Genomic DNA, 25,735 nt, shown 5'->3' on the forward strand with positions numbered 1-25,735 from the left:
CGGATGATTTGGCATGGATAGTGCTTCAAAGTGCGGGCCGAAAAGAAAATTTCTTTCACAATTTGCCTGCCCCCACGAAGGAGTTCCCATGTCTCATGCCGGTCTTGTCCAGCGCCTGCCGAAGCTGTCGAAGCGCAGCCTGCTGGGTGCCTCCCTGCTCGCCATGCTGTGTGCCGCGTTGCCTTCGCAGCCCGCGCATGCCCAGGGGCCGCGCAACTTTGCCACGCTGGCCATGGTGGCCGAACCGCAGACGCTCGACCCGATGGCCTCCACGGCCGACCTGGTCGGAACCATCATGCAGCACGTGTACGAGACGCTCTACACCTTCGATGCCAAGTGGAACGTGGTGCCGATGCTGGCCGAGAGCAGCCCCAAGATCTCGGCCGACGGCAAGACCTACGCGATCACGCTGCGCAAGGGCGTGATGCTGCACAACGGCCGCGAACTCAATGCCGACGACGTGGTGGCCAGCCTGCAGCGCTGGATGGACCAGTCGCCGCGCGGCAAGGCCGTGGGCAAGGAAATCGAGAGCCTCAAGGCCAAGGGACCGCTGGGCGTGGAGATCGTGCTGAAGGCGCCGTATGCGCCGCTGCTCTCGCAGCTCGCGCTGCCCAGCGGCATGGCCGCGATCATGGCCAAGGATTCCATCGCTTCGCCGCTGAAGGAGTTCGTCGGCACCGGCCCCTACAAGTTCAAGGAGCGCCGCCCCGACCAGTTCGTGCTGCTCACGCGCTTCGACAAGTACACGGCGCGCAAGGAACCCGCGAGCGGCTATGGCGGCAAGCGCGAGGCGGCCATCGAGGAGCTGCGCTTCGTGCCGGTGCCCAATGCCAGCACGCGCGTCGAAGGCGCCCTGGCGGGCCAGTACGACTTTGCCGACCTGCTGCCGGTCGAGGCCCTGCCGCGGCTGGAGAAGTCGGGCGGCAAGACCGTGCCGATCATGACGCCGTCGTTCGGCTTCCCGTACCTCGTGCTCAACACCAAGGAGGGCGTGGCTTCGAACCAGGCCGTGCGCCAGGCGATCCAGTCGGCGCTCGGCGAAGGCGAGATGCTCGCGGCCGGCTTTGGCGACACGCGCTTCTTCGTGGCCGAAGGCAACCACTTTCCCAAGGGCTCGCCGTTCTATTCGACTGCGGGCACCACGCTCTACAACGAGCGCAATGCGTCCAAGGCCAAGGAGGCCGCGGCCAAGGCCGGCTACAAGGGCGAGCCGATCCGCGTGCTCACCAGCCGCCAGTACGACTTCCACTACAACATGTCGCTGCTGATGGCCGAGCAGCTCAAGCGCGCCGGCTTCAAGGTCGACCTGAACGTGGTCGACTGGGCCACGCTGGTGCAGCGCCGCAACGACCCGAAGCTGTGGGACATCTACGTGACCCACTCGGGCCAGTTCCCCGAGCCGATGCTCTCGCCGCCGCAACTGGGCGACGGCGCGCCGGGCTGGTGGGACACGCCCGCCAAGAAGTCGGCACTGCAGGCCTTCAATGTCGAGAGCGATCCGGTCAAGCGCGGCGCGCTGTGGGGCAAGGTGCAGCAGGTGGTCTATGAAGAAGTGCCGTACATCAACGTCGGCAAGTTCAACGGCCTCTCGGCCAAGAGCCCGGCGCTGGACAACTACCAGCCCGCGACCTGGCCGTTCTTCTGGAACGCAAAAATCAAGTAAACCCCGCGGCGCCATCCCCCCATGTTTCGCTACCTTGCTTCCCGTGCCGCCGGCATGCTCGTCGTGCTCGCGATCGTGGCGGTGCTCGTGTTCGTGCTCACGCGCGCGGCCTCGGGCGATCCGGTCTCGGTGCTGCTGGGCGACCAGGCCACCGCGGCCGACATCGCCCGCGTGCAGAAGGAGTACGGCCTCGACAAGCCGCTGCCCCTGCAGTTCGGCTACTGGCTGCGCGAAGTGCTGCAGGGCAACCTCGGCACCTCGATCTTCCTGCAGCGGCCGGTGACGCAGGCGCTGTGGGAGCGTGCCGAGCCCACCACATTGCTCGCGCTGATGGCGGTGGCCATTGCGGCGCTGATCGGCGTGCCCTGCGGCATCGTCTCGGCGGTGTTCCGCGGGCGCGTGGTCGACCAGCTCTTCACCGGCATCGCGATGCTCGGCGCGAGCATTCCGAGCTTCTGGCTCGGCATCGTGCTGATCCAGATCTTTGCCGTGTCCTTCGGGTGGTTTCCTGTCTCGGGCTACGGCGCGCCCGATGCGCCCTTGGCCGAGCGGCTGCATGCGCTGGTGCTGCCGGCCACGGTGCTGGGCCTCTTGAACTCGGCGCTCATCATCCGCTTCACGCGCGCCTCGATGCTCGACGTGCTCGGCGAAGACTACGTGCGCACCGCGCGCTCCAAGGGCCTGAGCGAAAGCACTGTCGTGCTCAAGCACGCCCTGCGCAATGCGCTGGTGCCGATCGTCACGGTGATCGGCCTCACGGTCGCGCTGATGATCGGCGGCGCCGTGATCACCGAGACCGTGTTCGGCCTGCCGGGCGTCGGCAACCTCGTGGTGAGCGCGGTGCTGCGGCGCGACTATCCGGTGATCCAGGGCGCGCTGCTCGTGATTGCGGCGATCTACGTGCTGATCAATTTTTCCATCGACCTGCTCTATGCCGTCGTCGATCCGCGCGTGAAGGTTTGAAAAAATGCAAATGCCCCGAATGCTCCGCCAGCTGATGCATCGCCGCATCGTGATGGTCTCCGCGCTGGTGCTTCTGGCCATTGCAGTGCTCGCCATCGGCGCGCCGCTGTTTGCCTCCATCGACCCCAACGACACCGCCGTGCTGCAGCGCCTGAAGGGACCGAGCGCCGAGCATCTGCTGGGCACCGACGAGCTCGGCCGCGACATGTATTCGCGCATCGTGCATGGCGCGCGCTATTCGCTGGCCATCGCGGCGCTCACCGCGCTGGGCTCCGTCATTGCCGGCACCGTGCTCGGCCTCATGGCGGGCTTCTTCCGCCGGCTCGACGCGCCGCTGATGCGCGTGGTCGACGCGATGATGTCCTTCCCCGACATCCTGCTGGCCATCGCGCTGGTGGCCATCCTGGGACCTTCGCTGATCAACACCGTGCTGGCGCTGGTGCTGGTCTACACGCCGCGCGTGGCACGTGTGGTGCGGGCCTCGACGCTGGTGGTGCGCGAGCTGTTGTTCGTCGAGGCGGTGCGCGCGCTGGGCGTGCGCACCTCGCGCATCCTGTGGCGCCATATCCTGCCGAACCTGATGTCGCCGATCCTGGTGCAGGTGTCGTTCATCTTCGCCTACGCCATCCTGGCCGAGGCGGGGCTGTCGTTCCTCGGCGTGGGCGTGCCGCCCGAGATCCCGACCTGGGGCACCATGGTCGCAGGCAGCCAGCAGTACGCGCACCAGGCCTTCTGGGTGGTGCTGTTCCCGGGGCTCGCGATCATCTTCACCGCGCTCTCGCTGCAACTGCTGGGCGATGGCGTGCGGGACCTGCTCGACCCCAAACTGAAGAAGACGCTGTGATGACGACCACGAACACCCCACGTCTTTCTGTCAGCAACCTGAGCACCAGCTTCCCCACCGAAGACGGCCTGGTCCGCTCGGTGGCCGAAGTGAGCTTCTCGATCCAGCCCGGCAGGACGACCGCGCTGGTCGGCGAATCGGGCTCGGGCAAGTCGGTCACCAGCCTCACGCTGATGCGGCTGTTGCCCAAGACCGCGAATGCGCGGGTCAGTGGACAAGCCTCTTTCGTGACCCGCGAAGGCAAGACCCTCGATCTGCTGCAGATCGGCGAGCGCGAGATGCGCAGCCTGCGCGGCAACCAGCTGTCGATGATCTTCCAGGAGCCGATGACCAGCCTGAATCCGGTCTTCACCATCGGCGAGCAGATTGCCGAGAGCGTGCGGCTGCACAAGGGCCTCGACCGCAAGGCGGCCATGGCCCATGCGCTGCGCATGCTGGAGCTGGTCGAGATTCCGGCGGCCGCGCAGCGCATTCACGAGTATGCGCACCAGCTCTCGGGCGGCATGCGCCAGCGCGTGATGATCGCGCTGGCGATGGCCTGCGACCCCACGCTCTTGATCGCCGACGAACCGACCACCGCGCTCGACGTGACCATCCAGGCGCAGATCCTCGAACTCATGCGCCGGCTGCAGGCCGAGACCGGCATGAGCATTCTCTTCATCACCCACAACCTCGGCGTGGTTGCGCACCATGCAGACGACGTGGTGGTGCTCTATGCGGGCCGCGTGGTCGAGAGCGCACCCGTGCGGCCGCTGTTCGCGCAGCCCGAGCATCCGTACACGCAGGGCCTTCTGGCCTGCCTGCCGGGCAAGGCGAGATTGCCGGGGCAACCGAAGCCCAAGCGCTTGTTCGCCATTCGCGGACAGGTGTCCAGCCCGTTAGCACCGCCGCCGGGCTGTGCCTTCGAGCCGCGCTGCGACCTCGCGCTGGCGGGCTGCAGCGCCGTAATTCCGCCGCTGATCGATATCCGCCAGGACCGCCAGGCGCGCTGCATTCGCGTGCAGCCCGATGCCCAGCTCGCGAGGGCCGCATGAGGCGCTCGCTGCTGCCCCCGTCTTGCTCCCTCCCCTCCCGGGGGAGGGCTGGGGTGGGGGCACGCGGCCGCTCCATCATTGCGACGGTCTCCACCGCCCGGAGCCCCCACCCCAGCCCTCCCCCGGAAGGGGAGGGAGAAAGCCCCTCATGACCACCGCCGCTCCCCTCATCGAAGTCCGCGGACTCAAGAAATACTTCGGCGCCAGCGACCGCCCGGTGCGTGCCGTCGACGATGTGTCCTTTGCCATCCAGCCCGGCGAGACGCTGGGCCTCGTCGGCGAATCGGGCTCGGGCAAGAGCACCATCGGCCGCACCGTGCTGCGTCTCATCGAGCGCACCGAGGGCCAGGTGCTCTACCGCGGCGACGACATCGGCGCGCTGTCGGGCGAGCGCATGCGGCGCCTGCGCAGCAAGCTGCAGATCATCTTCCAGGACCCGTACGCGAGCCTGAATCCGAAGATGCGCATCAGCGCGATCCTCGGCGAGGCCCTGTCCACGCACGGTCTGCACAAGGGCGCAGCGGCACGCGACAAGCGCATTGCCGAGCTGCTCGAAACCGTGGGCCTGCGCGCCGAGCATGCGAGCCGCTTTCCGCACGAGTTCTCGGGCGGCCAGCGCCAGCGCATCGGCGTGGCGCGCGCGCTTGCGGTCGAGCCCGAGTTCATCGTGGCCGACGAGCCGCTGTCGGCGCTCGACGTGTCGATCCAGTCGCAGGTCATCAACCTGCTGGCTGACCTGCGCGAGCGGCTCGGCCTCACCATGCTCTTCATCTCGCACGATCTCGATGTGGTCGAGTACCTGTGCGACCGCGTGGTGGTGCTGTACCTCGGCAAGGTGATGGAAGTCGCGACCACCGACGAGCTGTTCGCACGGCCTTCGCATCCCTACACGCAGGCGCTGCTGGCCGCGAGCCCGAAGCCCGATCCCACCCTCGCCACCGAGCGCATCGCGCTCAAGGGCGACATTCCCAGCCCCATCTCGCCGCCTTCGGGCTGCGTGTTCCGCACCCGCTGCCCCCATGCCATCGAGGCCTGCGCGCAGACTGTGCCGCCGCTCGACGAAATATCTCCCGGACACTACAGCGCCTGCATCCGCAAGGAACTGCTTTCCAACATTGCCGCATGACCATGACCGACACCGCCGCCACCGCCGACAAGGACTTCAACGATCCCCTGCTGGGCAACAGCTTCAAGGGCTACCCGCGCACCCAGCCGCCGCGCCGCCGCAGCGAGGTGGGTGCGGCGGGCTGGAACGTGCTGGCAGGCGACCTGCCGCTGCCGCTGGCCGTGCTCAAGCGCGAGGCGCTCGAGCACAACCTCGCCTGGATGCAGTCGCGCGTGCGCGCATGGGGCATCGACCTGGCGCCGCACGGCAAGACCACCATGTCGCCGCAGCTCTTCCAGCGCCAGCTCGATGCCGGCGCCTGGGGGCTCACCTTCGCCACCGTCACGCAGCTTGGCGTGGGCGTGGCGGCCGGCGCGCGCCGCACGCTGATTGCCAACCAGGTGGTGGGCGACGAGGACCTGGCCGGCATCCAGCTGCTGCTTCGGGCGCACGCCGACCTGCGCGTGGTGTTCCTGGTCGACTCGCTGGCGCAGCTCGCACTGATCGAGGACTGGTCGAAGCGGCATCCCGAGAGCGTGCCTTTCGAGGTGATGCTGGAAATCGGCGTCGAGGGTGCGCGCACGGGCTGCCGCACGCAGGAGGAAGCGGTGGCGCTCGCCACGCGGCTGCGCGCCAGCGATGCGGTCAAGCTCGTGGGCATCGAGACCTACGAAGGGCAGGGCGCCACGGGTGCCAGCGAGCCCGACACGGCCTACGCCACTGCGCTGATGGACCGCGTGGAAGCCATCGCGCGCCACTGCGATGCGCAGCAGCTGTTCGAGACCGACGAGGTGCTGGTCTCGGCCGGCGGCTCCGCCATCTTCGATCTCGTGGCCGGACGCCTGAAGCCCGCGCTCGGTTCGCCGGTGCGCGGCCTGCTGCGCTCGGGCTGCTATGTGACGCACGACCACGGCTTCTACAAGCGCATGGTGAGCGCGGTGGACGAGCGCCTGGGCTGCGGTTGCGGCGAGAGCCTGCGCCCCGCGATGGAGGTGTGGGCCACGGTGCAATCGCGGCCCGAGCCGGGCCTGGCGATCCTGGCCGTGGGCAAGCGCGACATCTCCTTCGACCTCTCGATGCCGATACCGATCGCGCGCGCCGCACGCGGCATGCTCGAAGCGCAATCCGTGCCCACCGGCTGGAAGATCACCGCGCTCAACGACCAGCACGCCTACCTGCGCTGGGACGCCGCCGAAGAAGCGCAGGCCCCCGTGGTCGGTGATCGCGTCGGCCTCGGCATCTCGCACCCGTGCACCACCTTCGACAAATGGCACTGGATGCCGGTGGTCGAAGAAAACTACCGCGTGAGCGACGCCGTCGCCATGCATTTCTGAACCTGCCGCGATGACCCCCTCCCTGCTTCAGAAGATCGCGCAGGCCCGCAGCAGTGCGCCGGCCACACGGCGCGCGATTCTCGACCTGATCCTCGAAGACCCCGACCGCGCGCTCGAAGAGAGTTTCGAGCAGTTGGCCGAGCGCTCGCGCAGCTCGGTGCCCACCATCATGCGCACCTGCCGCGACCTCGGCTTTGCGGGGCTGCGCGAATTCAAGCTCGCGCTCGCGCAGGAGCTGGCGCTCGGCGGCTCGCCGCTGCACCGGCGCGTGAACATCGAGGATGCGGCCGACGAAGTCGTCGGCAAGATCGCGCGCAGCGCCGCGGCCTCGGTGTCGGGCGTGCGCGGACAGCTCGACATGCAGGTGCTCGAGGGGGCGGTGGCCGCCATCGCGGCCGCGCCACACGTCGACCTGTACGGCGCGGGCGCCACCTCATGGTTCATGGCCAACGACCTGCAGGCGCGGCTCTTCAGGCTCGGCCTCTCGGCCAATGCCTGGGCCGACTACCACCTGCAGCAGGTGGCCGGTGCGGCGCAGCGCCCGGGCGGCGTGGTCATTGCCATCTCGCACGTGGGCGGCATGCCTTCGCTGCTCGACGCGGTGGACATCGCGCGCGGGCAGGGCGCCAAGGTGGTCGCGCTCACGCGGCCCGGCACGGCGCTGGCGGCCAAGGCCGATTTCCTGCTGGGCCTCTCGGTGCCCGACGACGCCGTGATGCACGTGGGCATCGACGCCTACCTGACGCACCTCACGGCCATCGAGATCCTGACGGTGCTGGTGGCGCAGCGCCGCGGCGAGCCTGCGGTGCAGCGGCTGCAGCGCGCACGCGAGGCCTTCCAGCGCCATGGCATCGACGCCACCACGCATCCGCTGCAAAGCTGGGATGGCGGCGGCATCAACACCGGAGGCCGCGCATCGTGAGCGATCGATCCAAAGCCATCCTGCTCGAGGCCGGACTCGTGGTCGACGGCTCGGGCGGTCCCTCGTGGCCCGGCGACGTGCTGCTGCAGGGCGACCGCATCCTCGCGCTCGGCGAAGGCCTGCGCGGGCGGCTGCCCGAAGGCCTGGCGCTCGAAGAGGTCGAGGTCGTCGACTGCCGCACAAAAGTGATCGCACCCGGCTTCATCGATGCGCACACGCACGACGATGCCATCGTGCTGGGCGACCCGCTGTGCCTGCCGAAGGTGTCGCAGGGCATCACCACCGTGGTGACGGGCAACTGCGGCATCTCGCTTGCGCCGTACCGCACGCCGCAATCGAAGCCGCCGCTCACGCTGCTGGGCGCGGAATCGTTCCAGCATGCCACCATGGCCGAGTACCGTGCGGCCGTCGATGCCGTGCAGCCTGCGCTCAACGTGGCGGCGCTCGTGGGGCATACCACCCTGCGCTTCGCGGCCATGGAGGCGCTCGACCGGCCCGCGAGCGGTGAGGAGTTGGCGCGCATGGAGGCGCTGCTGGAGGGCTGCATGGCCGAAGGCGCGCATGGGCTGTCTTCGGGGCTGTTCTACGAAGAAGCGTTTGCCGCGCCGGCCGAAGAAGTGACAGCGCTCGCGCGCGTCGTGGCAAGGCACGGCGGCGTCTACGCGACGCACCTGCGCAGCGAAATGCAGCAGATCATCGAGGCGCTGCACGAGGCGGGCGACACGGCGTTCAGCGCGGGCGTGCCGCTGGTCATCTCGCACCACAAGTGCGCGGGTCCCGCCAACTGGGGCCGCACGAAGGAAACGCTGCCGTTGATCGAAGCGCTTGCCCAGCGCCAGAAGATCTCGATGGATGTGTACCCCTACGTGGCTGGTTCGACCGTGCTGCGCGAAGACCTGGTCGATGGCGTCATCGACGTGCTGCTGACCTGGTCCGACCCGCACCCCGAAATGACCGGCCGCCTGGTTTCCGACATCGCGCGCGAGTGGGGGGTCACCGAGCAGGAGGCCTGCCTGCGCCTCAAGCCCGGCGGCGCCTGCTACTTCCAGATGCAGGAGGAAGACGTGGAGCGCGTCATCGCGCACCCGCTCACCATGATCGGCAGCGACGGCCTGCCGCACGACCGCCATCCGCACCCGCGGCTGTGGGGCGCGTTCCCGCGCGTGTTCGCGCGCTACTGGCGCGAGCGCCGCCTGTTCACGCTCGAGCAGGCCGTGCACAAGATGACGGGCATGACCGCGCGCAACCTGCGCATTGCAGACCGCGGATTGCTGCGTGTGGGTGCGATGGCCGACGTGGTGGTGTTCGACCCCGAGACCATCGCCGACACCGCGACCTACGACAAGCCGCACGGCCTGAGCCTGGGCGTGGAGCGGGTGTTCGTGAACGGGGTGCTGGCGTATCGAGGCGGCCACGGCGGATCGCCCCGCGTGCTCGCGCGCGCGGGGCGGATGCTGACGCGCGGCGAATAGCAGGTGCTTGGCGGCGCTGCCGGTACGATGGGGTGCATGAACGCCATTCACCGCAAGCCCGTTCCGCTCGCCAAGGCCTACCGCCTGCTCAACCATGGCCCCACCGTGCTCGTGAGTGCCGCGCACGGCGGCCAGCGCAACATCATGGCCGCGGCCTGGGCGATGCCGCTGGACTTCGACCCGCCCAAGGTGGCCGTGGTGCTCGACAAGAGCACCTGGACGCGCGTGCTGCTCGAAGCCTCGGGCAGCTTCGCGCTGCAGGTGCCCACGCGCGCGCAGCTCGACCTGACCGATGCGCTGGGCAACAGCTCGGGCCGCGAGATCGTGGAACGCGATGGACACGACAAGTTCGCGGCCTATGGCCTGCAGACCTTCGCGGGCGTCGCAACCGAGGCGCCGCTGCTGGAAGGCTGCGCGGCCTGGCTCGAATGCCGCCTGCTGCCCGAGCTGCCGATCCAGCAGCGCTACGACCTGTTCCTGGGCGAGGTGATCGCGGCGCAGGCCGATGCGCGCGTGTTCGCCGATGGGCGATGGAACTTCACCGGGCACGACGAGTTGCGCACGCTGCATCACGTGGCGGGCGGGCATTTCATCGTCGACGGCGAGGCCGTCGATGCGCGGCCGCTGGCGCCCGTGGGCCGCTAGTCTTTTCGCGCGTGGCCGCTTCGGGTTTCAGGGAGCGGGGTTGCGCGCGACCGGTAGCACCAGCATGCGGCGCAATGCCAGCACGCCGCACAGGCCTGCGATCGCGGCCAGCAGCAAGGCCCACGCCATGTCCGCCGTCGAGGTGCCATCCGGCCAGTCGCCGATGAAGATCGTGCCGCTGTTGTAGGCCGCGTGCAGCGCGATGCACGGGATCAACGAGCGGCTGCGCTCATAGAGCCATCCGAGCACGGTACCCATCACCAGGCCCACGACAAACTGGTAGATGTTCAGATGCGCGGCGCCGAAGAGCAGCGCCGAGCCCACGATGGCCTGCCACCGCGAATAGCGCAGCAGGAACCCGCGCAGCACGATGCCGCGGAACAGCATTTCCTCGAGCAGCGGCGCCATGAGGCACACGGCCAGCGTGGCCGCGATGCTGCCGTCGGCCATGCGGCTGAACATCGACTCTTCCCAGGCCGAAAGCGGCGCGACGAAAACCAGCAGGTTGAGCACGGCGGTCATCACCACCATCAGGCCCGGCACGAGCAGCAGCACGGGCGGCACGACCAGCATGAGGGTGGCCCGGGCGGAAGCGGGTGATTGGTGGAAGAGTTCGCGGTAGGTGAGCTTCTGGTGGTGCATGACCACGGCGAACACGCAGCCGTTGCCCAGCACTGTGGACAACACGCCGAGCTGCATCCCGTTCAGGCCGAGCCAGCGATTGGCATCGCGCAGCGCAACATCGATGACGAATTCGCAGATAAACACCGCCAGGAACAACAGCGCGGCCTGCGTGGCAGAGGGAAAGGCCGTGCTCTTGGTGGAGGGCATGGGCTGCTACAGCACGAACGGAATGAAGCGCCGCGTGCTGCGCATGTATTCGCGGTAGTCGTCGCCGAAGTGCGCGATGCATTCCTTCTCGTCGCTCAGGGCCGTGAGAAACAGCAGCACCGTGGCGGCCAGCACCAGCGCCAGGGTGAACCAGGTGAACTGCTTCAGGAAGGCGCCCCAGGCCAGCAGCATCAGCGCGGTGTACATCGGGTGGCGGATATAGCGGAAGGCCCCCGTGCTGACGATGGACGAAGTCTTCTCGAAGCCGTAGAGCGCCGGGTCGTCGCTGCGCGCCTCGGTCGGCTTGCCGTGGGCCTTGAGCAGCTTCACCGCATGGATCGGCAGCCAGATCGACAGCGCGAGGAAGACGCAGGAAAGCAGCTGGGTGAAGGACAGCGGATCGACGTGCCACACCGGCAGGTTCACGATGATCAGCACCAGCATGCACTCCCACGCGAAGAAGCGGTAGAAGCCGTGCGAGCCGGGCTGGCGCAGCGGGCCGCGCGAGACGTACAGCAGCGCGGCCGTGCCGGCAATGAAGAGAAGGATCTGGAACCAGAGAGGCATGGCGGCCGAATTTACACGGCTCGCCCGGCTTCAGCCAGAGATGGAGAATCCGCCGTCCACCGGGATCGCGGCGCCGGTCACGTAGTCGGAGGCGGGGCTCGCGAGGAACACCGCGGTGCCGGCGATGTCGGCCGGCTGGCCCCAGCGGCCGGCGGCGGCGCGGGCCACCACGCGGTCGTACAGGCCCGGGATCTGGCTGCGGGCGCCGTCGGTCAGTTCGGTCTCGAACCAGCCCGGCAGGATCGCGTTGACCTGGATGTTGTCGGCCGCCCATGAAAGCGCGGTCGATTTGGTGAGCTGCACGATGCCCGCCTTGCTCGCGGCATAGGCCGGCGCATAGGGCGCGCCGAAGATCGACATCATCGAGCCGATGTTGATGATCTTGCCGCCACCGGCCGCCTTCATGTGTGGGTGCGCGGCGCGGCTGCACAGGAAAGCGCTGGTCAGGTTGGTGTCCAGCACCAGGCGCCATTCGTCCAGTGCGAGCTGGTCGACGGGCTTGCGCACGGTGGTGCCGGCGTTGTTGACGAGGATGTCGAGGCGGCCGCAGCGCGCGGCCGCTTCGTCGACCGCCTTCTGCACCGAGGCTTCGTCGGCCACGTCGACTTCGAGCGCGAAGCTGTCGCTGCCCAGGGCCCTGAGCGTCTCGACCGCGGCGGCCGACTTCTGCGCGTTGCGCGCGGCAATGACCACGCGGGCGCCGGCCTTGGCCAGCCCTTGGGCCATGCCCAGTCCGATGCCGCCGTTGCCGCCGGTGACGAGCGCTGCCTTTCCTGTGAGATCGAACATCAGGTGGTTTCTGGTTTCTTGGAGACGAGGGTCAGGATATCGTAGCTCGCCACCAACTCGCCGTCCTGGTTCGTCACCTCCACGTCCCAGGCCACCACGCCCTGGCCCTGGCCGCTCGCGTCCTTCCTGTTGCGGTCGATCTTGCGCTTGCAGGTCAGGCGCGCACGGATGGTGTCGCCGATGCCCACGGGCTTCACGAAGCGCAGCGTGTCGAGGCCGTAGTTCGCGAGCACCGGTCCCGGCGCGGGCGAGACGAACAGGCCCGCCGCGGCCGACAGCACGAAGTAGCCGTGCGCGATGCGCTTGCCGAACGGCGACTCCCTGGCCGCCACTTCGTCGAAGTGCATGTAGAAATAGTCGCCCGAGATGCCGCCGAAGGCCACGATGTCGGCCTCGCCGACGGTGCGGCGGTGCGTGAGCAGCGAGTCGCCGATGCGCAGGTCCTCGAAGTAGCGGCGGAACGGGTGCACCTCGCTCTCGCGCACGGCCGCGCCGCGCACGTGTTCGCCGGTAATGGCCGCCAGCATCGTGGGCGAGCCCTGCACCGCGGCGCGCTGCAGGTAGTGCTTCACCGCGCGCAGGCCGCCGAGTTCTTCGCCGCCGCCCGCGCGGCCCGGACCGCCATGCTTGAGCTGCGGCAGCGGCGAGCCGTGGCCGGTCGATTCGGCGGCGGCTTCGCGGTCGAGCACCAGCAGGCGGCCGTGCCAGGCGGCCGCCACCGGAATGGCCCTGGCCGCGATGGCCGGGTCGCGCGTGACCAGCGTGCCGACGAGGCTGCCGCGGCCGCGCGCGGCCAGCGCCAGCGCCTCGTCGATGCCGTCATAGGGCATCAGCGTGCTGACGGGGCCGAAGGCTTCGACGTCGTGTGCGGCATCGTGTTCGAGTGGCTTGCGGCTCAGGAGCAGCGTGGGCGCGAAGAACGCGCCTTCGCTCACGCCGTCGCCCACGGGCGAGAAGCCGTCGCGCTCGCCGTAGACCAGCTCGGCGCGCTGCAGCAGCGTGGCCACGCGCTCGGCCACGTCGGCCTGCTGCGCGCGCGAGGCGAGGGCGCCCATGCGCACCTCTTCGCGCGAGGGATCGCCGACGACGGCCTTGGCAAGTCGCGTGCGCAGCCGCTCGGCCACGGCATCGAGGTGCTGGCGCGGCACGATCGCGCGGCGGATCGCGGTGCACTTCTGGCCGGCTTTGACCGTCATCTCGCGCGCCACCTCCTTCACGAAGAGATCGAACTCCTCGTCGTCGGGCGTCACGTCGGGTGCGAGGATCGCGCAGTTGAGCGAGTCGGCCTCGGCATTGAACGGGATCGACTGGCGCACCAGGTTCGGATGCACGCGCAGCCTGGCCGCGGTGTCGGCCGAGCCGGTGAAGGTGACCACGTCGGCGCCTTCGAGCCGGTCGAGCAGGTCGCCGGTGCCGCCGATCACCAGCTGCAGGCTGCCTTCGGGCAGGATGCCCGACTGCACGATGAGCCGCACCAGCGCCTCAGTGAGGTAGCTGGTGGCCGTGGCCGGCTTGCCGATGCAGGGCATGCCCGCAAGAAAGCTGGGCGCGAACTTCTCGAGCAGGCCCCACACCGGAAAATTGAAGGCGTTGATGTGCACCGCCACGCCGCCGCGCGGCACCAGGATGTGCGTGCCCGCGAAGCCACCCTTCTTGCCGAGCGGGAAGGCCGGGCCTTCGTGCACGAGGTTGCCCGAGGGCAGCTCGTTGCTGCCGATGCCGGCATAGGCGCTCAGCGTGCCGGCACCGCCTTCGATGTCGATCCAGCTGTCGGCGCGGGTCGCGCCCGTGTGGGCCGAGATCGCGTAGAGCGTTTCCTTGTGGGCTGCGAGGTACTTGGCCAGCGCCTTCAGCCGTTCCGAACGCTGCTGGAAGTCGAGCGCCATCAGCGCGGGAATGCCGGTGCGGCGCGCGTACTGCAGCGCTTCGGCGAAGTCGATGGCCTCGGCGTGCGTGGCTGCCACGGGCTGGCCGTTGACGGCGCTGCGCAGTTGCTGGGCGGTCTGCTGGCCGATCCAGCGGCCAGCGATGTAGCTTTGGAGGGTGGTGGTCATGGGCAATGTCCTTTCCGTGTTGCTCCTTCCCCCACTGGGGGAAGGCTGGGATGGGGGCTGTCCCCGAATTCAAGCCGTGTGGAGCTGAAGGCCGCGTGCCCCCACCCCCGCCCTCCCCCGGAAGGGGAGGGAGAAAAGCGGGTCATTCCTTCTTGCCGATACCGAGGTAGGTATCGATGATCCGTTGGTCATGCAGCAGGTCGCGCGCCTTGCCTTCGAGCGCGATGGCGCCCATCTCGAGCACATAGGCCCGGTCGGCCACCTGCAACGCGGCGCGTGCGTTCTGCTCCACCAGCAGCACCGAGACGCCATGGCTTCGCAGCTGCGAGACCACGCGCAGCACCTCGCGCACCACCAGCGGCGCCAGGCCGAGCGAGGGTTCGTCGAGCATCAGCAGCCGCGGGCGCGCCATCAGCGCGCGGCCGATGGCCAGCATCTGGCGTTCGCCGCCCGAGAGCGTCGAGGCCAGCTGCGGCTTGCGTTCGCGCAGCCGCGGAAAGATCTCGAACACTTCTTCCATGCGCGCGCGCTGGTCGCGCCTGCCCTTGCGCCACTGGTAGAAGCCGCCAAGCAGCAGGTTGTCTTCGACCGACATCTCGCCGAACAGCTCGCGCCGCTCGGGCACCAGCGCCACGCCGCGCGCGACCATGGTCTCGACGCTCGGGCGCGCGATGCGCTCGCCGTGCAGCGCGAGGCTGCCGGTGGAGGGCAAGAGGCCCATCGCCGCGCACAGCAGCGTGGTCTTGCCGGCGCCGTTGGGGCCGATCACGGTGACGATCTCGCCTTCGTTCACATGCAGGCGCACGCTGTGCACCGCCTCGACCGTGCGGTAGGCGACGCAGAAGCCGTCGAGTTGAAGCAGGGGGTGGCTCATCGTGCGTCTCCCAGCAGTTCGTCGTCGGCGCCGCCCAGGTAGGCTTCGAGCACGCGCGGATTGGCCTGCACTTCGGCCGGCGTGCCAGTGGCGATGACGGTGCCGAATTCGAGCACCGTGATGCGGTCGGCCAGGTTCATCACGAATTCCATGTCGTGCTCCACCACGAGGATGCCGAGGCCTTCGGCGCGCAGCTGGCTCAGCAGCACGGAAAGGGCGCGCTTCTCCAGGTGGCGCAGGCCCGCGGCGGGTTCGTCGAGCAGCAGCACCGAAGGCTGGCCGGCCAGCGCGCGCGCGATCTCGACCACGCGCTGCTGGCCGAGCGAGAGCGATGCGGCCGGCGTGTCGGCATGCGCCCCGAGGCCGCAGCGTTCGATCTGGCGGCGGGCCTCGGCCATCAGCGCGGCTTCCTCGGCGCGGTCCAGTCGCAGCATCGCGGCGATCCAGCCGCGCCTGGCGCGCAGATGCGCACCCAGCGCCACGTTCTCGGCCACGCTGCGCGCACCGAGCAGGCGCACGTGCTGGAAGGTGCGGCCCAGGCCGAGCGCGGCGAACACGCGCGATGGCTTGGCCGTCATCGGCTGGCCCGCAAGTCGCACTTCGCCGGAGCTTGGATCGTCCACGCCCGAGACCATGTTGAAGAAGGTGCTCTTGCCCGCGCCGTTCGGTCCGATCAGTGCGTGGATCTCGCCGGCCTTCAGCGTCATCGAGATGTCGTTGTTGGCCACCAGCCCGCCGAAGCGCTTGCTGACATTGGTGGCCTGCAGCAGCTCCTCGCCCCTGGCGGGCAGCTTGCGCTGCGCGAGCTGCACGGCCGGCGCGGCGGGCTGCATCCTGGCGGCGGCATGCGGGCGCACCCAGCGCCCCGCGAGGCGCGCCAGCGTGGGCCACAGGCCGTCCGCAAAGCGCTGCAGCACGAAGAGCATGAGCAGGCCGAACACGATCACTTCGAAGTTGCCGCTGCTGCCCAGCAGCGCGGGCAGCAGGTCCTGCAGCTTTTCCTTCAGCAGCGTGATGAGCGTGGCGCCCAGCACCGCGCCCCACAGGTGGCCCGCACCGCCCACCACCGCCATGAACAGCAGCTCGATGCCGATGTTCAGGTTGAAGGGCGTGGGGTTCACGAAGCGCTGCAGGTGCGCATAGAGCCAGCCCGAGACGGCCGCCAGCAGCGCAGCCAGCACGAACAGCTTCACGCGGTGGCGCGCCGTGTCCACGCCCATCGACTCGGCCATCAGCCGGCCGCCCTTGAGCGCGCGGATGGCCCGGCCTTCGCGCGAATCGAGCAGGTTGTGCATGGCCCACAGCGCGAGCAGGAGCACGGCCCAGATCACCACGCCCAGCGCGCGCGGCGTGGCCAGCGAGTAGCCGGCAATCACCAGCGGGGGCACGCCGGTGATGCCCGTCTGCCCGCCAAGGAAGTCCATGTTGCCGAGCAGGTAGTACAGGCTCAGGCCCCAGGCGATGGTGCACAGCGGCAGGTAGTGGCCCTGCAGCTTGAGCGTGACCGCACCCAGCGCCCAGGCCAGCGCAAAGGTGAAGACGAGGCCGAGCAGGAGCCCGGCCCATGGCAGCAGCGCAGGGCTCACGGCGCCGCCCATCCATGCGGCGGCCGCGGGCGAGGTGCAGATCCAGGCGGTGGCGTAGGCGCCCATGCCGACGAACGCGGCCTGGCCGAAGGAGGTCATGCCGCCCACGCCGGTGAGCATCACGAGCCCGGCCGCGACCAGCGCATAGAGGCCGATGTTGCTGAGGACGGAGACCGTGAACTCGGGCAGGAAGCCCCAGGCGAGCGCCAGCGCCGCCACGCAGGCGAGCGTCAGCTGCCGCGGCGTGGCCAGCGCGCGGCCGGCCGGTGCCGGTGCGGCGGCTGCAGTGTTGCTGGACGGGGTGTTGTTCATTCCTCGTCCTCCACATGATGGCTGTGCAGCGAACGCCACCACAGCACCGGAATGATCAGCGTGAAGACCAGCACTTCCTTGAAGGGGCTGGCCCAGAACGAGGCAAAGGCCTCGAGCTGCCCGACCAGCAGCGCGCCCGCGAGCGCCAGCGGATAGCTCGCCAGTCCGCCCACGATGGCGGCGACGAAGCCCTTCAGGCCGATCAGGAAGCCGGTGTCGTAGTAGACCGTGGTGAGCGGCGCGATCAACAGACCCGAGACCGCCCCGATCAGCGCCGCGAGCGCAAAGCTCAGGTCGCCCGAGAGCTCGGTCGGGATGCCCGACAGCCGCGCGCCCACGCGGTTGATGGCGGTGGCGCGCAGCGCCTTGCCGATCATCGAGCGGCCGAAGAAAAGAAACATCGCGAGCACCAGCAGCAGCGTGACGCCGACCACCACCAGCGACTGCCCGCTGACGGGAATGCCGCCGATGTCGAAACGCTCTTCGGAGAACGCCGTGGTGCGATAGCCCTCGGCGCCGAAGAAGAGCAGGCCCAGCCCCACCAGCACGCCATGCAGCGCGACGGAAACGATCAAGAGCATCAGCACGTTGGCGCTGGCCAATGGCCGGTACGCCAGGCGATAGAGCAGCGGCCCGAGCGGCATGATGAGCAGCAGCGTGGCGAGCGTCTGGCCTGCCATCGACGTAGGCTTGAGCAGCAGCACCAGCGCGGCGGCGGCCAGCGGCAGCACCACGCACCATGCGAGCGCGGAGGCCCAGTCGACCACTGCGCCGCGCTTCCAGCGCCAGAACTCGACCACCAGCACCATTGCCGCCAGCGCGAGCAGCAGCCACAGCGTGGCCGGCACGCGGCCGGCCTGCAGCACGGCCATCGACAGCGCCCCGAAGGCGACGAACTCGCCCTGGGGAATGAAGATGACGCGCGTGACCGAGAACACCAGCACCAGCGCGAGCGCCATCAATCCGTAGACGGCACCGTTCACGATGCCGTCCTGCCCCAGCAACAGGGCGATCTGCAGATCCATATAACTACAGCCTTCGGGCAGCGCCCGTGAGTCAGGTCAGGAACACCGAGGAACCGGCTTTGCCGGGCCTCTGGTGTTGCCCCCGGTAGGGGGTGGGAGAAGCGACACGAAGTGCGCGAAGCCTGGGGGCGAGCCGAGTTTCAGGGCTGGTATTTCCAGGCGCCGTTCTCGATCTTGACCATGACCCGGGCACGCTGGTCCAGGCCCAGGTGGTCGTTGGCGGTCATGTTGAACACGCCGTGCGCGCCCGACACTTCCTTGACTTGCTCGAGCGCATCGCGCAGCGCGGCGCGGAACTCGGGCGTGCCGGGCTGCGCCTTCTTGAGCGCCACCGGCACGGCCGAGGTCATCAGGAGGCCCGCATCCCAGGCGTGCGCGCCGAAGGTCGACACCGAGTTCTTGCCGTTCGCGGCCTCGTAGGCCGTGACATAGGCCAGGGCCGACTTCTTCACCGGATGGCTCGCGGGCAGCTGCTCGGCCACCAGCACCGGGCCGGCAGGCAGGAAGGTGCCTTCCACGTCCTTGCCGCCGACGCGCAGGAAGTCGGCATTGGCCACGCCGTGCGTCTGGTACATCTTGCCGGTGTAGCCGCGCTCCTTGAGCGTCTTCTGCGGCAGCGCGGCCGGCGTGCCCGAGCCCGCGACCAGCACCGCGTCGGCCTTGGCGGCCATGATCTTCAGGGCCTGGCCGGTCACCGAGGTGTCGGTGCGCGCGTAGCGCTCGTTGGCCACGATCTTGAGCTTCTTCAGTTCTGCCGCCTTGGCGAATTCCTGCGACCAGCCTTCGCCGTACGCATCGGAGAAGCCGATGAAGGCCACCGTCTTCACGCCGCTCGCGGCCATGTGCTCGGCAATCGCGAGCGACATCATGATGTCGTTCTGCGGCGTCTTGAAGACCCACTGCTTCTTGGCGTCCATCGGCTCGACGATGCGGGCCGACGCGGCAATGGAGATCATCGGCGTCTTGGCTTCGCTCACCACGTCGATCATGGCGAGCGAGTTGGGCGTGGTGGTCGAGCCCAGCACGATGTCGACCTTGTTCTCGGCGATGAGCTTGCGCGTGTTGGCCACGGCAGCCGTGGTGTCGGAAGCGTCGTCCAGCACGATGTAGTTGATCTTCTGGCCGCCGATGGTCTTGGGCATCAGCGCAATGGTGTTCTTCTCGGGAATGCCCAGCGAAGCGGCAGGGCCGGTGGCCGACAGCGTCACGCCGACATTGACGTCGGCCCAGGCCGCGGCGGCGGTGGCGCACAGCGCGGCGATCAGCAGGGGCTTGAAGAAGAATTTCATTTTGGACTTGTCTCCGGGTTGAAAAATCGTTGTGGCGTCAACGCTCGTCGAAGGACAAGGTGACACGTTCAGTGAGAGGGTGGGCCTGGCAGGTCAGCACGAATCCCGCGGCTACTTCATTCTTGTCGAGCGCGAAGTTTCTTTCCATGCGGACTTCCCCCTCCACCAGCTTCGCGCGGCAGGTGCCGCACACGCCGGAGGTGCAGGAGAACGGCACTTCGAGGCCGGCGGCCGAAGCCGCATCGAGGATGCTCGGCTGCCCTTCGGTGAAAGTGATCTCGCGCTGCAGCCCGTCGCGCACGATGGTGATGCGCGCCTGCTTGGCGTCGCCGGGCAGGGCTTCGTGCACCACCGCACCCACCTGGCCTGCCGACGCGGCCGAAGGCAGCGCGATACCGAAGCGCTCGATGTGGATGCGCTCCTCGGGCACGCCCGCGGCCAGCAGCGCGGCCTCGGCCTCGTCGTTCATCTGGAACGGGCCGCAGATGTAGGCATGGTCGATGCTCGCCGCCGGCACCAGCGTGTTCAGGAATTCGCCGATCTTCTCGCGGTTCATCACGCCGGAGCCCAGCGGGGAGTCGGTGTGCTCGTCGGAGAACACCAGCTGCAGCGCGAGCCGCGTCATGTAGCGGTTCTTCAGGTCCTCGATCTCTTCCTTGAACATCGTGGACTGCAGCTGCCGGTTGCCGTAGATCAGCGTGAAGCGGCTCAGCGGCTCGCGCGCGAGCACCGTCTTCATGATCGAGAGGATCGGCGTGATGCCGCTGCCGCCCGCAATGCCGACATGATGCCGCGCGGAGCCCGGCTCGATCGGCACGAAGAAGCGGCCCTGCGGCGCCATCACCTGCACCGTGTCGCCGGGCTGCAGGTGCGCGTTGATCCAGTTGGAGAACACGCCGCCGTGCACCTTGCGCACGCCCACGCGCAGCTCGCCGTCGTCCAGGCCGGCGCAGATCGAATAGGAGCGGCGCAGGTCCTGGCCGTCGATGTCGTGGCGCAGCGTGAGGTACTGGCCCTGGGTGAAGCCGAAGACCTGCTGCAGCTCGGGCGGCACTTCGAAGGAGACGATGACGGCTTCCGAAGTGTCGGGTTCGACGGCCTTCACGCGCAGGGGATGGAAGAGGGTGCTCATCGCTCAGATCGGCTTGAAGTGTTCGAAGGGTTCGCGGCAGGCGAGGCAGCGGTAGAGCGCCTTGCATGCGGTGGAGCCGAAGGCGGAGAGGCGTTCGGTGCGCTCGCTCGCGCAGCGCGGGCAGGCAATGCGTTCGCCGCCGGCGATGCGGCCGAAGAGGCGGATGGGCACGGCGGTGCCGGCCGCAGCTTCTGGCGTGAGGTGGGCCGGCGGCGCGATGCCATAAGCCTTGAGCTTGGCGCGGCCTTCCTCGCTGATCCAGTCGCTGCTCCAGGCGGGCGCGCGCCGCAAGGTGGCGCGTGCGCGGCCGAGGCCTGCCTTTTCGATGGCGGCCAGCACGTCGTGCTCGATGGCTTCGGTCGCGGGGCAGCCCGAGTAGGTCGGCGTGAGCACGATCTCCAGCCCTTCGTCATGTTCGATCACCTCGCGCACGATGCCCAGGTCGCAGACCGACACGGCCGGCACCTCGGGGTCGAGGACCGTGTGCAGCACGGCCCAGGCCGCGTCGACGCGCGATGCAATGGCGGTGTTCACCACACGCCTCCGGGATAGCTGCGCTGGAGATACTGCATTTCGGCCAGGATGTAGCCCATGTGCTCGCTGTGCACGCCCTGCTTGCCGGTGCTGCGGAAGGGAGTCTCCTGCGGCATTGCGAGCCCGGCGGCGTCGAGCACCTGCTGCATCTCGGCAAGCCACGGTTCGCGCAGCTCGCTCCATGCGGGGCCGAGGCCGCTCGCGCTGGCTTGCGCATCGACCGCATCGCTCTCGAACAGCTCGGGCATGTAGAGCCAGAGCTGCCTCAGCGCCTTTTCCGTGCGGCGGCGAGATTCATCGGTGCCGTCGCCGAGCCGCACGACCCAGTCGCCCGAATGCTGCTGGTGGTAGCGCGCTTCCTTCACGGCCTTGCCGGCGATGGCGGCCACTTCGGCATCGCACGATGCGGCGAGGCGCTGCCACAGCAGCTTGAGCAGCGTGGCGACCATCGTGTTGCGCACCACCGCAAAGGCGAAGTCGCCGCGCGGCAGCTCGACCATCGTGAGGTTGAAGTAGTCGCGTTCGTCGCGCAGGTAGGCGAGCTGGTCTTCGTCGTGCTCATGGCCGGCGCCTTCGAGCTTGCCGGCGTGCGTGAGCAGTGCGCGCGCCTGGCCCACGAGGTCGAGCGCGATGTTGGCCATCGCGATGTCTTCTTCCAGCACGGGCGCATGGCCGCACCATTCGCCGAGGCGCTGCGCCAGAACGAGGCAGGTGTCGCCGATGCGCAGCAGGTATTGCACGGCAGGCGTGCGGTTCAGTTCGATCGATGCTTGCATGGCGCGCCGCTCACATGTGGTCCACGGACTTGGGCAACTTGTAGAAGGTGGGATGCCGGTACACCTTGTCTTCCGCGGGATCGAAGAACATGTCCTTGTCCCCCGGGTCGCTGGCCACGATCTGGTCCGAGCGCACCACCCAGATGCTGCTGCCTTCCTGGCGGCGCGTGTAGACGTCGCGCGCCATCTGGATCGCCATCTTCGGGTCGGCGGCGTGCAGGCTGCCGCAGTGCTTGTGGTCGAGGCCGGCCTTGCTGCGCACGAACACTTCCCACAGGGGCCACTCTTGCTTCTGTTCGACGGTCATGCCGCCTCCTTCATAGGTTGTTTGTTGGCGTGGGCCAGCGCGGCTTCGCGCACCCATGCGCCGTCATCCCAGGCGTCGACGCGGGCCTGCAGCCGCTCGCGGTTGCAGGGGCCGTCGCCGCCGATCACGCGCCAGAACTCGCTCCAGTCGATGGCGCCGAAGTCGTGCGCCTGGCGCTCCTCGTTCCACTTCAGGTCGGGATCGGGCAGGGTCACGCCGAGGATGCGCGCCTGCTCGACCGTGGCGTCGATGAACTTCTGGCGCAGCTCGTCGTTGCTGAAGCGCTTGATGCCCCAGCGCATCGATTGCGCGCTGTTGGGGGATTGGTCGTCCGGCGGGCCGAACATCATGACCGAGGGCCACCACCAGCGGTTGACCGCGTCCTGCACCATCGCCTTCTGCGCCTCGGTGCCGTGGGTCATCATGGTCAGCAGTGCCTCGTAGCCCTGGCGCTGGTGGAAGCTCTCCTCGCGGCAGATGCGGATCATGGCGCGCGCGTAGGGCGCATACGAGCAGCGGCAGATCGGCACCTGGTTCATGATGGCCGCGCCGTCCACCAGCCAGCCGATGGTGCCCATGTCGGCCCAGGTGAGCGTCGGGTAGTTGAAGATCGAGCTGTACTTGGCGCGGCCGCTGTGCAGCGCATCGAACATCTGGTCGCGCGAGGTGCCCAGCGTTTCGGCGGCGGCATACAGGTAGAGGCCGTGGCCGCCTTCGTCCTGCACCTTGGCCAGCAGGATGGCCTTGCGCTTCAACGTGGGCGCGCGGCCGATCCAGTTGCCTTCGGGCAGCATGCCGACGATCTCCGAATGCGCATGCTGGCTGATCTGGCGCACCAGCGTCTTGCGGTAGTGCTCGGGCATCCAGTCCTTCGCCTCGATGAAGTCGCCGGCGTCGATGTGGGCGTCGAAGCGCTCCTCGAGCCGCATTTCCTCGGCGGAGCGCACGGCTTTCTTCTGCTTGCCGTCGCCTGCGTCCTTGCCCATGGTGTCCATGGCCTGGGTGTACATGTGCGTGTCCTTTCTGTGCGGAGTGTGGGCGCGCGGGCGGCTCAGCGCGGGCGCGTGTCGATCACGCGGCGGGCCTTGCCGGTCTGCGTGCGTTCCATTTCGTCGGGGCCGTGCACGACCACGCGGGTGGAGATGCCGATGAGCGTCTTCACGCGTTGCTGCACCCAGTCGGAGATGGCGTTGCGGTCGGCCGCGGCGGCCTCGTGCGGTGTGAGTTCGCAGTGCACCTCGACCTGGTCGAGCAGGCCTTCGCGGCTCACGCGCACCTGGTACAGGCCGGTGAGCGCGCTGTGCGCGAGCACGATCTCTTCCACCTGCGTGGGAAAGACGTTGACGCCGCGGATGATCATCATGTCGTCGCTGCGCCCGACGATCTTGCCCATGCGGCGGAACGAACGCGCGGTGGGCGGCAACAGGCGCGTGAGGTCGCGCGTGCGGTAGCGCACGATCGGCATGGCCTCCTTGCTGAGCGAGGTGAAGACCAGCTCGCCTTCCTCGCCATCGGCCTTGAGCTCACCGGTGTCGGGGTCGATGATCTCGGGGTAGAAGTGGTCTTCCCAGATGACGGGGCCGTCCTTGCTCTCGACGCATTCGCTGGCCACGCCCGGGCCCATCACTTCGGAGAGGCCGTAGATGTCGACCGCATCGAGGCCGGCCTTGGCTTCGATGTCGCGGCGCATGGCCTCGGTCCACGGCTCGGCGCCGAAGATGCCGATCCTGAGCGAGCTGTCCTTTGCATCGAGGCCCATTCGCTCGAACTGCTCGATGATCACCTGCATGTAGCTGGGCGTGACCATGATGATGTCGGGCTTGAAGTCCTGGATCAGCTGCACCTGCTTCTCGGTCTGGCCGCCCGACATCGGGATGACGGTGCAGCCCGCGCGCTCGGCGCCGTAGTGCGCGCCGAGGCCGCCGGTGAACAGGCCGTAGCCGTACGACACGTGGACCATGTCGCCGGCGCGGCCACCCGCTGCGCGGATCGATCGCGCGACCAGGCCGGCCCAGGTGTCGATGTCCTTGAGCGTGTAGCCGACCACGGTCGGCTTGCCGGTGGTCCCCGACGAGGCATGGATGCGCGCCACCTGCGCACGCGGCACGGCGAACATGCCGAAGGGGTAGTTGTCGCGCAGGTCGGTCTTCACCGTGAACGGAAACTTCGACAGGTCGGCCAGCGACTTCAGGTCGCCGGGGTGCACGCCCTTGGCATCGAAGGCGCGGCGGTAGTGCGGCACGTTGTCGTAGGCCCGTTGCAGCGTGGCGCGCAGGCGCTGGACCTGCAGCGCGGTGATCTCGTCGCGGCTCGCGGTTTCGATGGGCTCGAGCTCGCCGGGGGCAGGGTGTCTGGCTGTCATGGGCTTGTGTCTCCTCAGGCGGCAACGGCGGGGCGGCCCTTGGCGGTGTATGAACGGCCGCGGAAGATGGCGACGCGCTCGCCGCGCTGGTTGGTGATTTCGGTGTCGTACACGCCGGTGCGGCCGGCCTTCGACACTTCGAAGCAGCGCGCGGTGAGCACATCGCCTTCGCGCGCCGGCGCAATGAAGTCGATGGAAAAGCCCGAGGCCACGGTCAGCTCGTTGTACGAGTTGCAGGCGAAGGCAAAGGTGGAATCGGCCAGCGTGGCCATGAAGCCGCCGTGGCAGATGGCGTGGCCGTTGAGCATGTCGGTGCGCACGCGCATTTCGAGCGTGGCCTGGCCGGGGCCGACCTCGACGATGCGCATGCCCAGGCCCTTGCTGGCGTTGTCGTTCGCGAACATGCCGTCGCGGACGTGCTCGGCGGTTTGCTGGGGGGTGCGGGTCGTGTCTGCCATGGCCTAGCGGTCCTTGAATTGCGGCGCGCGCTTGGCGCGGAAGGCTTCGACACCTTCGCGGTAATCGCCGGCATTGCCCATCTCTCGCTGGATGCGTGCTTCTTCGGCCAGTGCCGTTTCCAGGTCCATGCGCTGCGCTGCGGCCATGGCTTGGCGCGTGGCGACCAGGGCACGGGTGGGCATGGCGGCCAGCTTCGAGGCGAGCGCGGCGGCCGTTTCGGGCAGCGCCGCGTCGTCCACGCACTGCCAGATCAGTCCGATGCGCGCGGCTTCCTCGGCCGGCAGCTTGTCGCCCAGCATCGCCATGCCCAGCGCGCGTGCCGAGCCCACGAGCCGCGGCAGCAGCCAGGTGCCGCCGGTGTCAGGCACCAGGCCGATCTTGGCGAAGGCCTGGATGAAGCTGGCCGAACGCGCCGCCACGACGAGGTCGCAGCACAGTGCGATGTTGGCGCCCGCGCCGGCGGCCACGCCATTGACGGCGGCAACCACGGGCACCGGCATCGAGCGCAGCCGCGCGACGAGCGGGGCGTACCAGGTGGTGATGACCTGGCCCAGGTCCTTGGGTGCGGCGCCGGGCGAAAGGTCGGGGGCCACCGCCGGATCGGCCAGGTCCTGCCCAGCGCAGAAGGCGCGGCCCGCACCCGTGAGCACCACGCAGCGCACCTCCGGGTCGTCGGCTGCGAGGTCCAGCGCCGCCATCAGTTCGCCGTGCATTTCGGTCGTGAAGCTGTTGAGCGCCGCGGGCCGGTTGAGGCTCAGCGTGCGAACCGCACCGGCATTGCTGGTGAGAACTAAAGGTTCTGGCATCGGGCTTGTCTCTCTTGTCTGTGGGAATCGAATCGGCGTGCAAACACTAT

Annotated in this window: 25 protein-coding genes; 9 read left to right on the forward strand and 16 right to left on the reverse strand. The window is 68.5% G+C overall.

Annotated elements, in window-relative coordinates:
- Nucleotides 1-88 precede the first annotated feature (88 nt).
- The 9 genes from ACAM54_RS05855 (at nt 89) to ACAM54_RS05895 (ending at nt 9,982) form a co-directional block, all read left to right on the forward strand.
- Entirely contained in the window at nt 89-1,663 is a 1,575-nt protein-coding gene (locus ACAM54_RS05855; protein WP_369650104.1) for an ABC transporter substrate-binding protein, read from the forward strand.
- A gap of 21 nt (nt 1,664-1,684) precedes the next feature.
- The gene (locus ACAM54_RS05860; RefSeq protein ID WP_124957374.1) at nt 1,685-2,626 is read left to right on the forward strand and encodes an ABC transporter permease; all 942 of its coding nucleotides are present in this window, start codon (nt 1,685-1,687) and stop codon (nt 2,624-2,626) included.
- A gap of 4 nt (nt 2,627-2,630) precedes the next feature.
- The gene (locus ACAM54_RS05865; RefSeq protein WP_309924616.1) at nt 2,631-3,470 is read left to right on the forward strand and encodes an ABC transporter permease; all 840 of its coding nucleotides are present in this window, start codon (nt 2,631-2,633) and stop codon (nt 3,468-3,470) included.
- A complete protein-coding gene (locus ACAM54_RS05870; protein ID WP_369650105.1) occupies nt 3,470-4,504 on the forward strand; it encodes an ABC transporter ATP-binding protein in 1,035 nt (344 codons plus the stop codon). The genes ACAM54_RS05865 and ACAM54_RS05870 overlap by 1 nt, the downstream gene beginning before the upstream one ends.
- Nucleotides 4,505-4,652: 148 nt before the next feature.
- A complete protein-coding gene (locus tag ACAM54_RS05875) occupies nt 4,653-5,630 on the forward strand; it encodes an ABC transporter ATP-binding protein (RefSeq protein ID WP_369650106.1) in 978 nt (325 codons plus the stop codon).
- A 2-nt stretch (nt 5,631-5,632) separates the two neighbouring features.
- Nucleotides 5,633-6,943 (forward strand): amino acid deaminase, encoded by a 1,311-nt coding sequence (locus ACAM54_RS05880; protein WP_369650951.1) that lies wholly within the window; start codon nt 5,633-5,635, stop codon nt 6,941-6,943.
- A gap of 10 nt (nt 6,944-6,953) precedes the next feature.
- Nucleotides 6,954-7,865 carry a MurR/RpiR family transcriptional regulator gene (locus tag ACAM54_RS05885; RefSeq protein ID WP_145741147.1) on the forward strand — a complete coding sequence of 304 codons (912 nt, stop codon included), beginning with the start codon at nt 6,954-6,956 and terminating at the stop codon, nt 7,863-7,865.
- Complete coding sequence (locus ACAM54_RS05890; RefSeq protein ID WP_369650107.1) at nt 7,862-9,337, forward strand: amidohydrolase family protein; 1,476 nt, start codon at nt 7,862-7,864, stop codon at nt 9,335-9,337. The genes ACAM54_RS05885 and ACAM54_RS05890 overlap by 4 nt, the downstream gene beginning before the upstream one ends.
- Before the next feature lie 36 nt (nt 9,338-9,373).
- Nucleotides 9,374-9,982 (forward strand): flavin reductase family protein, encoded by a 609-nt coding sequence (locus tag ACAM54_RS05895; protein WP_369650108.1) that lies wholly within the window; start codon nt 9,374-9,376, stop codon nt 9,980-9,982.
- 27 nt (nt 9,983-10,009) lie between these two features.
- Here ACAM54_RS05895 and ACAM54_RS05900 read toward each other — a convergent pair whose 3' ends face one another.
- From ACAM54_RS05900 to ACAM54_RS05975, 16 genes are all read right to left on the reverse strand, one after another.
- Entirely contained in the window at nt 10,010-10,813 is an 804-nt protein-coding gene (locus ACAM54_RS05900; protein ID WP_369650109.1) for a lysostaphin resistance A-like protein, read from the reverse strand.
- A 6-nt stretch (nt 10,814-10,819) separates the two neighbouring features.
- Nucleotides 10,820-11,380: an isoprenylcysteine carboxylmethyltransferase family protein gene (locus ACAM54_RS05905; protein ID WP_369650110.1), complete on the reverse strand. Its 561-nt coding sequence runs from the start codon at nt 11,378-11,380 to the stop codon at nt 10,820-10,822.
- Between the two features lie 30 nt (nt 11,381-11,410).
- Nucleotides 11,411-12,169, reverse strand: a complete 759-nt coding sequence (locus tag ACAM54_RS05910; protein WP_369650111.1) for an SDR family NAD(P)-dependent oxidoreductase — start codon at nt 12,167-12,169, stop codon at nt 11,411-11,413.
- On the reverse strand, nt 12,169-14,223 hold the full coding sequence (gene paaZ, locus ACAM54_RS05915; protein ID WP_369650112.1) for a phenylacetic acid degradation bifunctional protein PaaZ: 2,055 nt from the start codon (nt 14,221-14,223) through the stop codon (nt 12,169-12,171). The genes ACAM54_RS05910 and paaZ overlap by 1 nt, the downstream gene beginning before the upstream one ends.
- Before the next feature lie 142 nt (nt 14,224-14,365).
- The gene (locus tag ACAM54_RS05920) at nt 14,366-15,097 is read right to left on the reverse strand and encodes an ABC transporter ATP-binding protein (RefSeq protein WP_369650113.1); all 732 of its coding nucleotides are present in this window, start codon (nt 15,095-15,097) and stop codon (nt 14,366-14,368) included.
- Nucleotides 15,094-16,995, reverse strand: coding sequence for an ATP-binding cassette domain-containing protein (locus tag ACAM54_RS05925; protein WP_369650114.1), 1,902 nt, complete (start codon nt 16,993-16,995; stop codon nt 15,094-15,096). The genes ACAM54_RS05920 and ACAM54_RS05925 overlap by 4 nt, the downstream gene beginning before the upstream one ends.
- The gene (locus ACAM54_RS05930) at nt 16,992-18,020 is read right to left on the reverse strand and encodes a branched-chain amino acid ABC transporter permease (protein WP_309924636.1); all 1,029 of its coding nucleotides are present in this window, start codon (nt 18,018-18,020) and stop codon (nt 16,992-16,994) included. The genes ACAM54_RS05925 and ACAM54_RS05930 overlap by 4 nt, the downstream gene beginning before the upstream one ends.
- Before the next feature lie 140 nt (nt 18,021-18,160).
- Entirely contained in the window at nt 18,161-19,309 is a 1,149-nt protein-coding gene (locus ACAM54_RS05935) for an ABC transporter substrate-binding protein (RefSeq protein WP_192323016.1), read from the reverse strand.
- 37 nt (nt 19,310-19,346) lie between these two features.
- Nucleotides 19,347-20,441, reverse strand: a complete 1,095-nt coding sequence (paaE, locus tag ACAM54_RS05940) for a 1,2-phenylacetyl-CoA epoxidase subunit PaaE (protein WP_369650115.1) — start codon at nt 20,439-20,441, stop codon at nt 19,347-19,349.
- Between the two features lie 3 nt (nt 20,442-20,444).
- Nucleotides 20,445-20,975, reverse strand: a complete 531-nt coding sequence (gene paaD / locus ACAM54_RS05945; RefSeq protein WP_369650116.1) for a 1,2-phenylacetyl-CoA epoxidase subunit PaaD — start codon at nt 20,973-20,975, stop codon at nt 20,445-20,447.
- Entirely contained in the window at nt 20,972-21,751 is a 780-nt protein-coding gene (gene paaC, locus ACAM54_RS05950) for a 1,2-phenylacetyl-CoA epoxidase subunit PaaC (RefSeq protein ID WP_369650117.1), read from the reverse strand. Before paaC ends, paaD begins: the two co-directional genes overlap by 4 nt.
- Nucleotides 21,752-21,761: 10 nt before the next feature.
- Nucleotides 21,762-22,058: a 1,2-phenylacetyl-CoA epoxidase subunit PaaB gene (gene paaB, locus ACAM54_RS05955; RefSeq protein ID WP_025569821.1), complete on the reverse strand. Its 297-nt coding sequence runs from the start codon at nt 22,056-22,058 to the stop codon at nt 21,762-21,764.
- Nucleotides 22,055-23,068, reverse strand: a complete 1,014-nt coding sequence (gene paaA, locus ACAM54_RS05960; RefSeq protein WP_369650118.1) for a 1,2-phenylacetyl-CoA epoxidase subunit PaaA — start codon at nt 23,066-23,068, stop codon at nt 22,055-22,057. The genes paaB and paaA overlap by 4 nt, the downstream gene beginning before the upstream one ends.
- A gap of 41 nt (nt 23,069-23,109) precedes the next feature.
- Nucleotides 23,110-24,420 (reverse strand): phenylacetate--CoA ligase PaaK, encoded by a 1,311-nt coding sequence (paaK, locus tag ACAM54_RS05965; RefSeq protein ID WP_369650119.1) that lies wholly within the window; start codon nt 24,418-24,420, stop codon nt 23,110-23,112.
- 14 nt (nt 24,421-24,434) lie between these two features.
- Nucleotides 24,435-24,878, reverse strand: coding sequence for a hydroxyphenylacetyl-CoA thioesterase PaaI (gene paaI, locus ACAM54_RS05970; RefSeq protein WP_145741179.1), 444 nt, complete (start codon nt 24,876-24,878; stop codon nt 24,435-24,437).
- Between the two features lie 3 nt (nt 24,879-24,881).
- The gene (locus tag ACAM54_RS05975; protein WP_369650120.1) at nt 24,882-25,685 is read right to left on the reverse strand and encodes an enoyl-CoA hydratase-related protein; all 804 of its coding nucleotides are present in this window, start codon (nt 25,683-25,685) and stop codon (nt 24,882-24,884) included.
- Nucleotides 25,686-25,735: the final 50 nt, after the last annotated feature.

The sequence above is a fragment of the Variovorax sp. V93 genome (assembly GCF_041154485.1).
GTDB classification, from domain to species: Bacteria; Pseudomonadota; Gammaproteobacteria; order Burkholderiales; family Burkholderiaceae_C; genus Variovorax; species Variovorax beijingensis_A.

What these genes read in the sequence shown, in the direction of transcription:
- ACAM54_RS05855 (WP_369650104.1), top strand. Translation starts at nt 89, where the DNA reads ATGTCTCATGCCGGTCTTGTCCAGCGCCTGCCGAAGCTGTCGAAGCGC.
- ACAM54_RS05860 (WP_124957374.1), top strand. Translation starts at nt 1,685, where the DNA reads ATGTTTCGCTACCTTGCTTCCCGTGCCGCCGGCATGCTCGTCGTGCTC.
- ACAM54_RS05865 (WP_309924616.1), top strand. Translation starts at nt 2,631, where the DNA reads ATGCAAATGCCCCGAATGCTCCGCCAGCTGATGCATCGCCGCATCGTG.
- ACAM54_RS05870 (WP_369650105.1), top strand. Translation starts at nt 3,470, where the DNA reads ATGACGACCACGAACACCCCACGTCTTTCTGTCAGCAACCTGAGCACC.
- ACAM54_RS05875 (WP_369650106.1), top strand. Translation starts at nt 4,653, where the DNA reads ATGACCACCGCCGCTCCCCTCATCGAAGTCCGCGGACTCAAGAAATAC.
- ACAM54_RS05880 (WP_369650951.1), top strand. Translation starts at nt 5,633, where the DNA reads ATGACCGACACCGCCGCCACCGCCGACAAGGACTTCAACGATCCCCTG.
- ACAM54_RS05885 (WP_145741147.1), top strand. Translation starts at nt 6,954, where the DNA reads ATGACCCCCTCCCTGCTTCAGAAGATCGCGCAGGCCCGCAGCAGTGCG.
- ACAM54_RS05895 (WP_369650108.1), top strand. Translation starts at nt 9,374, where the DNA reads ATGAACGCCATTCACCGCAAGCCCGTTCCGCTCGCCAAGGCCTACCGC.
- ACAM54_RS05900 (WP_369650109.1), bottom strand. Translation starts at nt 10,813, where the DNA reads ATGCCCTCCACCAAGAGCACGGCCTTTCCCTCTGCCACGCAGGCCGCG.
- ACAM54_RS05905 (WP_369650110.1), bottom strand. Translation starts at nt 11,380, where the DNA reads ATGCCTCTCTGGTTCCAGATCCTTCTCTTCATTGCCGGCACGGCCGCG.
- ACAM54_RS05910 (WP_369650111.1), bottom strand. Translation starts at nt 12,169, where the DNA reads ATGTTCGATCTCACAGGAAAGGCAGCGCTCGTCACCGGCGGCAACGGC.
- paaZ (WP_369650112.1), bottom strand. Translation starts at nt 14,223, where the DNA reads ATGACCACCACCCTCCAAAGCTACATCGCTGGCCGCTGGATCGGCCAG.
- ACAM54_RS05920 (WP_369650113.1), bottom strand. Translation starts at nt 15,097, where the DNA reads ATGAGCCACCCCCTGCTTCAACTCGACGGCTTCTGCGTCGCCTACCGC.
- ACAM54_RS05925 (WP_369650114.1), bottom strand. Translation starts at nt 16,995, where the DNA reads ATGAACAACACCCCGTCCAGCAACACTGCAGCCGCCGCACCGGCACCG.
- ACAM54_RS05930 (WP_309924636.1), bottom strand. Translation starts at nt 18,020, where the DNA reads ATGGATCTGCAGATCGCCCTGTTGCTGGGGCAGGACGGCATCGTGAAC.
- ACAM54_RS05935 (WP_192323016.1), bottom strand. Translation starts at nt 19,309, where the DNA reads ATGAAATTCTTCTTCAAGCCCCTGCTGATCGCCGCGCTGTGCGCCACC.
- paaE (WP_369650115.1), bottom strand. Translation starts at nt 20,441, where the DNA reads ATGAGCACCCTCTTCCATCCCCTGCGCGTGAAGGCCGTCGAACCCGAC.
- paaC (WP_369650117.1), bottom strand. Translation starts at nt 21,751, where the DNA reads ATGCAAGCATCGATCGAACTGAACCGCACGCCTGCCGTGCAATACCTG.
- paaB (WP_025569821.1), bottom strand. Translation starts at nt 22,058, where the DNA reads ATGACCGTCGAACAGAAGCAAGAGTGGCCCCTGTGGGAAGTGTTCGTG.
- paaA (WP_369650118.1), bottom strand. Translation starts at nt 23,068, where the DNA reads ATGTACACCCAGGCCATGGACACCATGGGCAAGGACGCAGGCGACGGC.
- paaK (WP_369650119.1), bottom strand. Translation starts at nt 24,420, where the DNA reads ATGACAGCCAGACACCCTGCCCCCGGCGAGCTCGAGCCCATCGAAACC.
- paaI (WP_145741179.1), bottom strand. Translation starts at nt 24,878, where the DNA reads ATGGCAGACACGACCCGCACCCCCCAGCAAACCGCCGAGCACGTCCGC.
- ACAM54_RS05975 (WP_369650120.1), bottom strand. Translation starts at nt 25,685, where the DNA reads ATGCCAGAACCTTTAGTTCTCACCAGCAATGCCGGTGCGGTTCGCACG.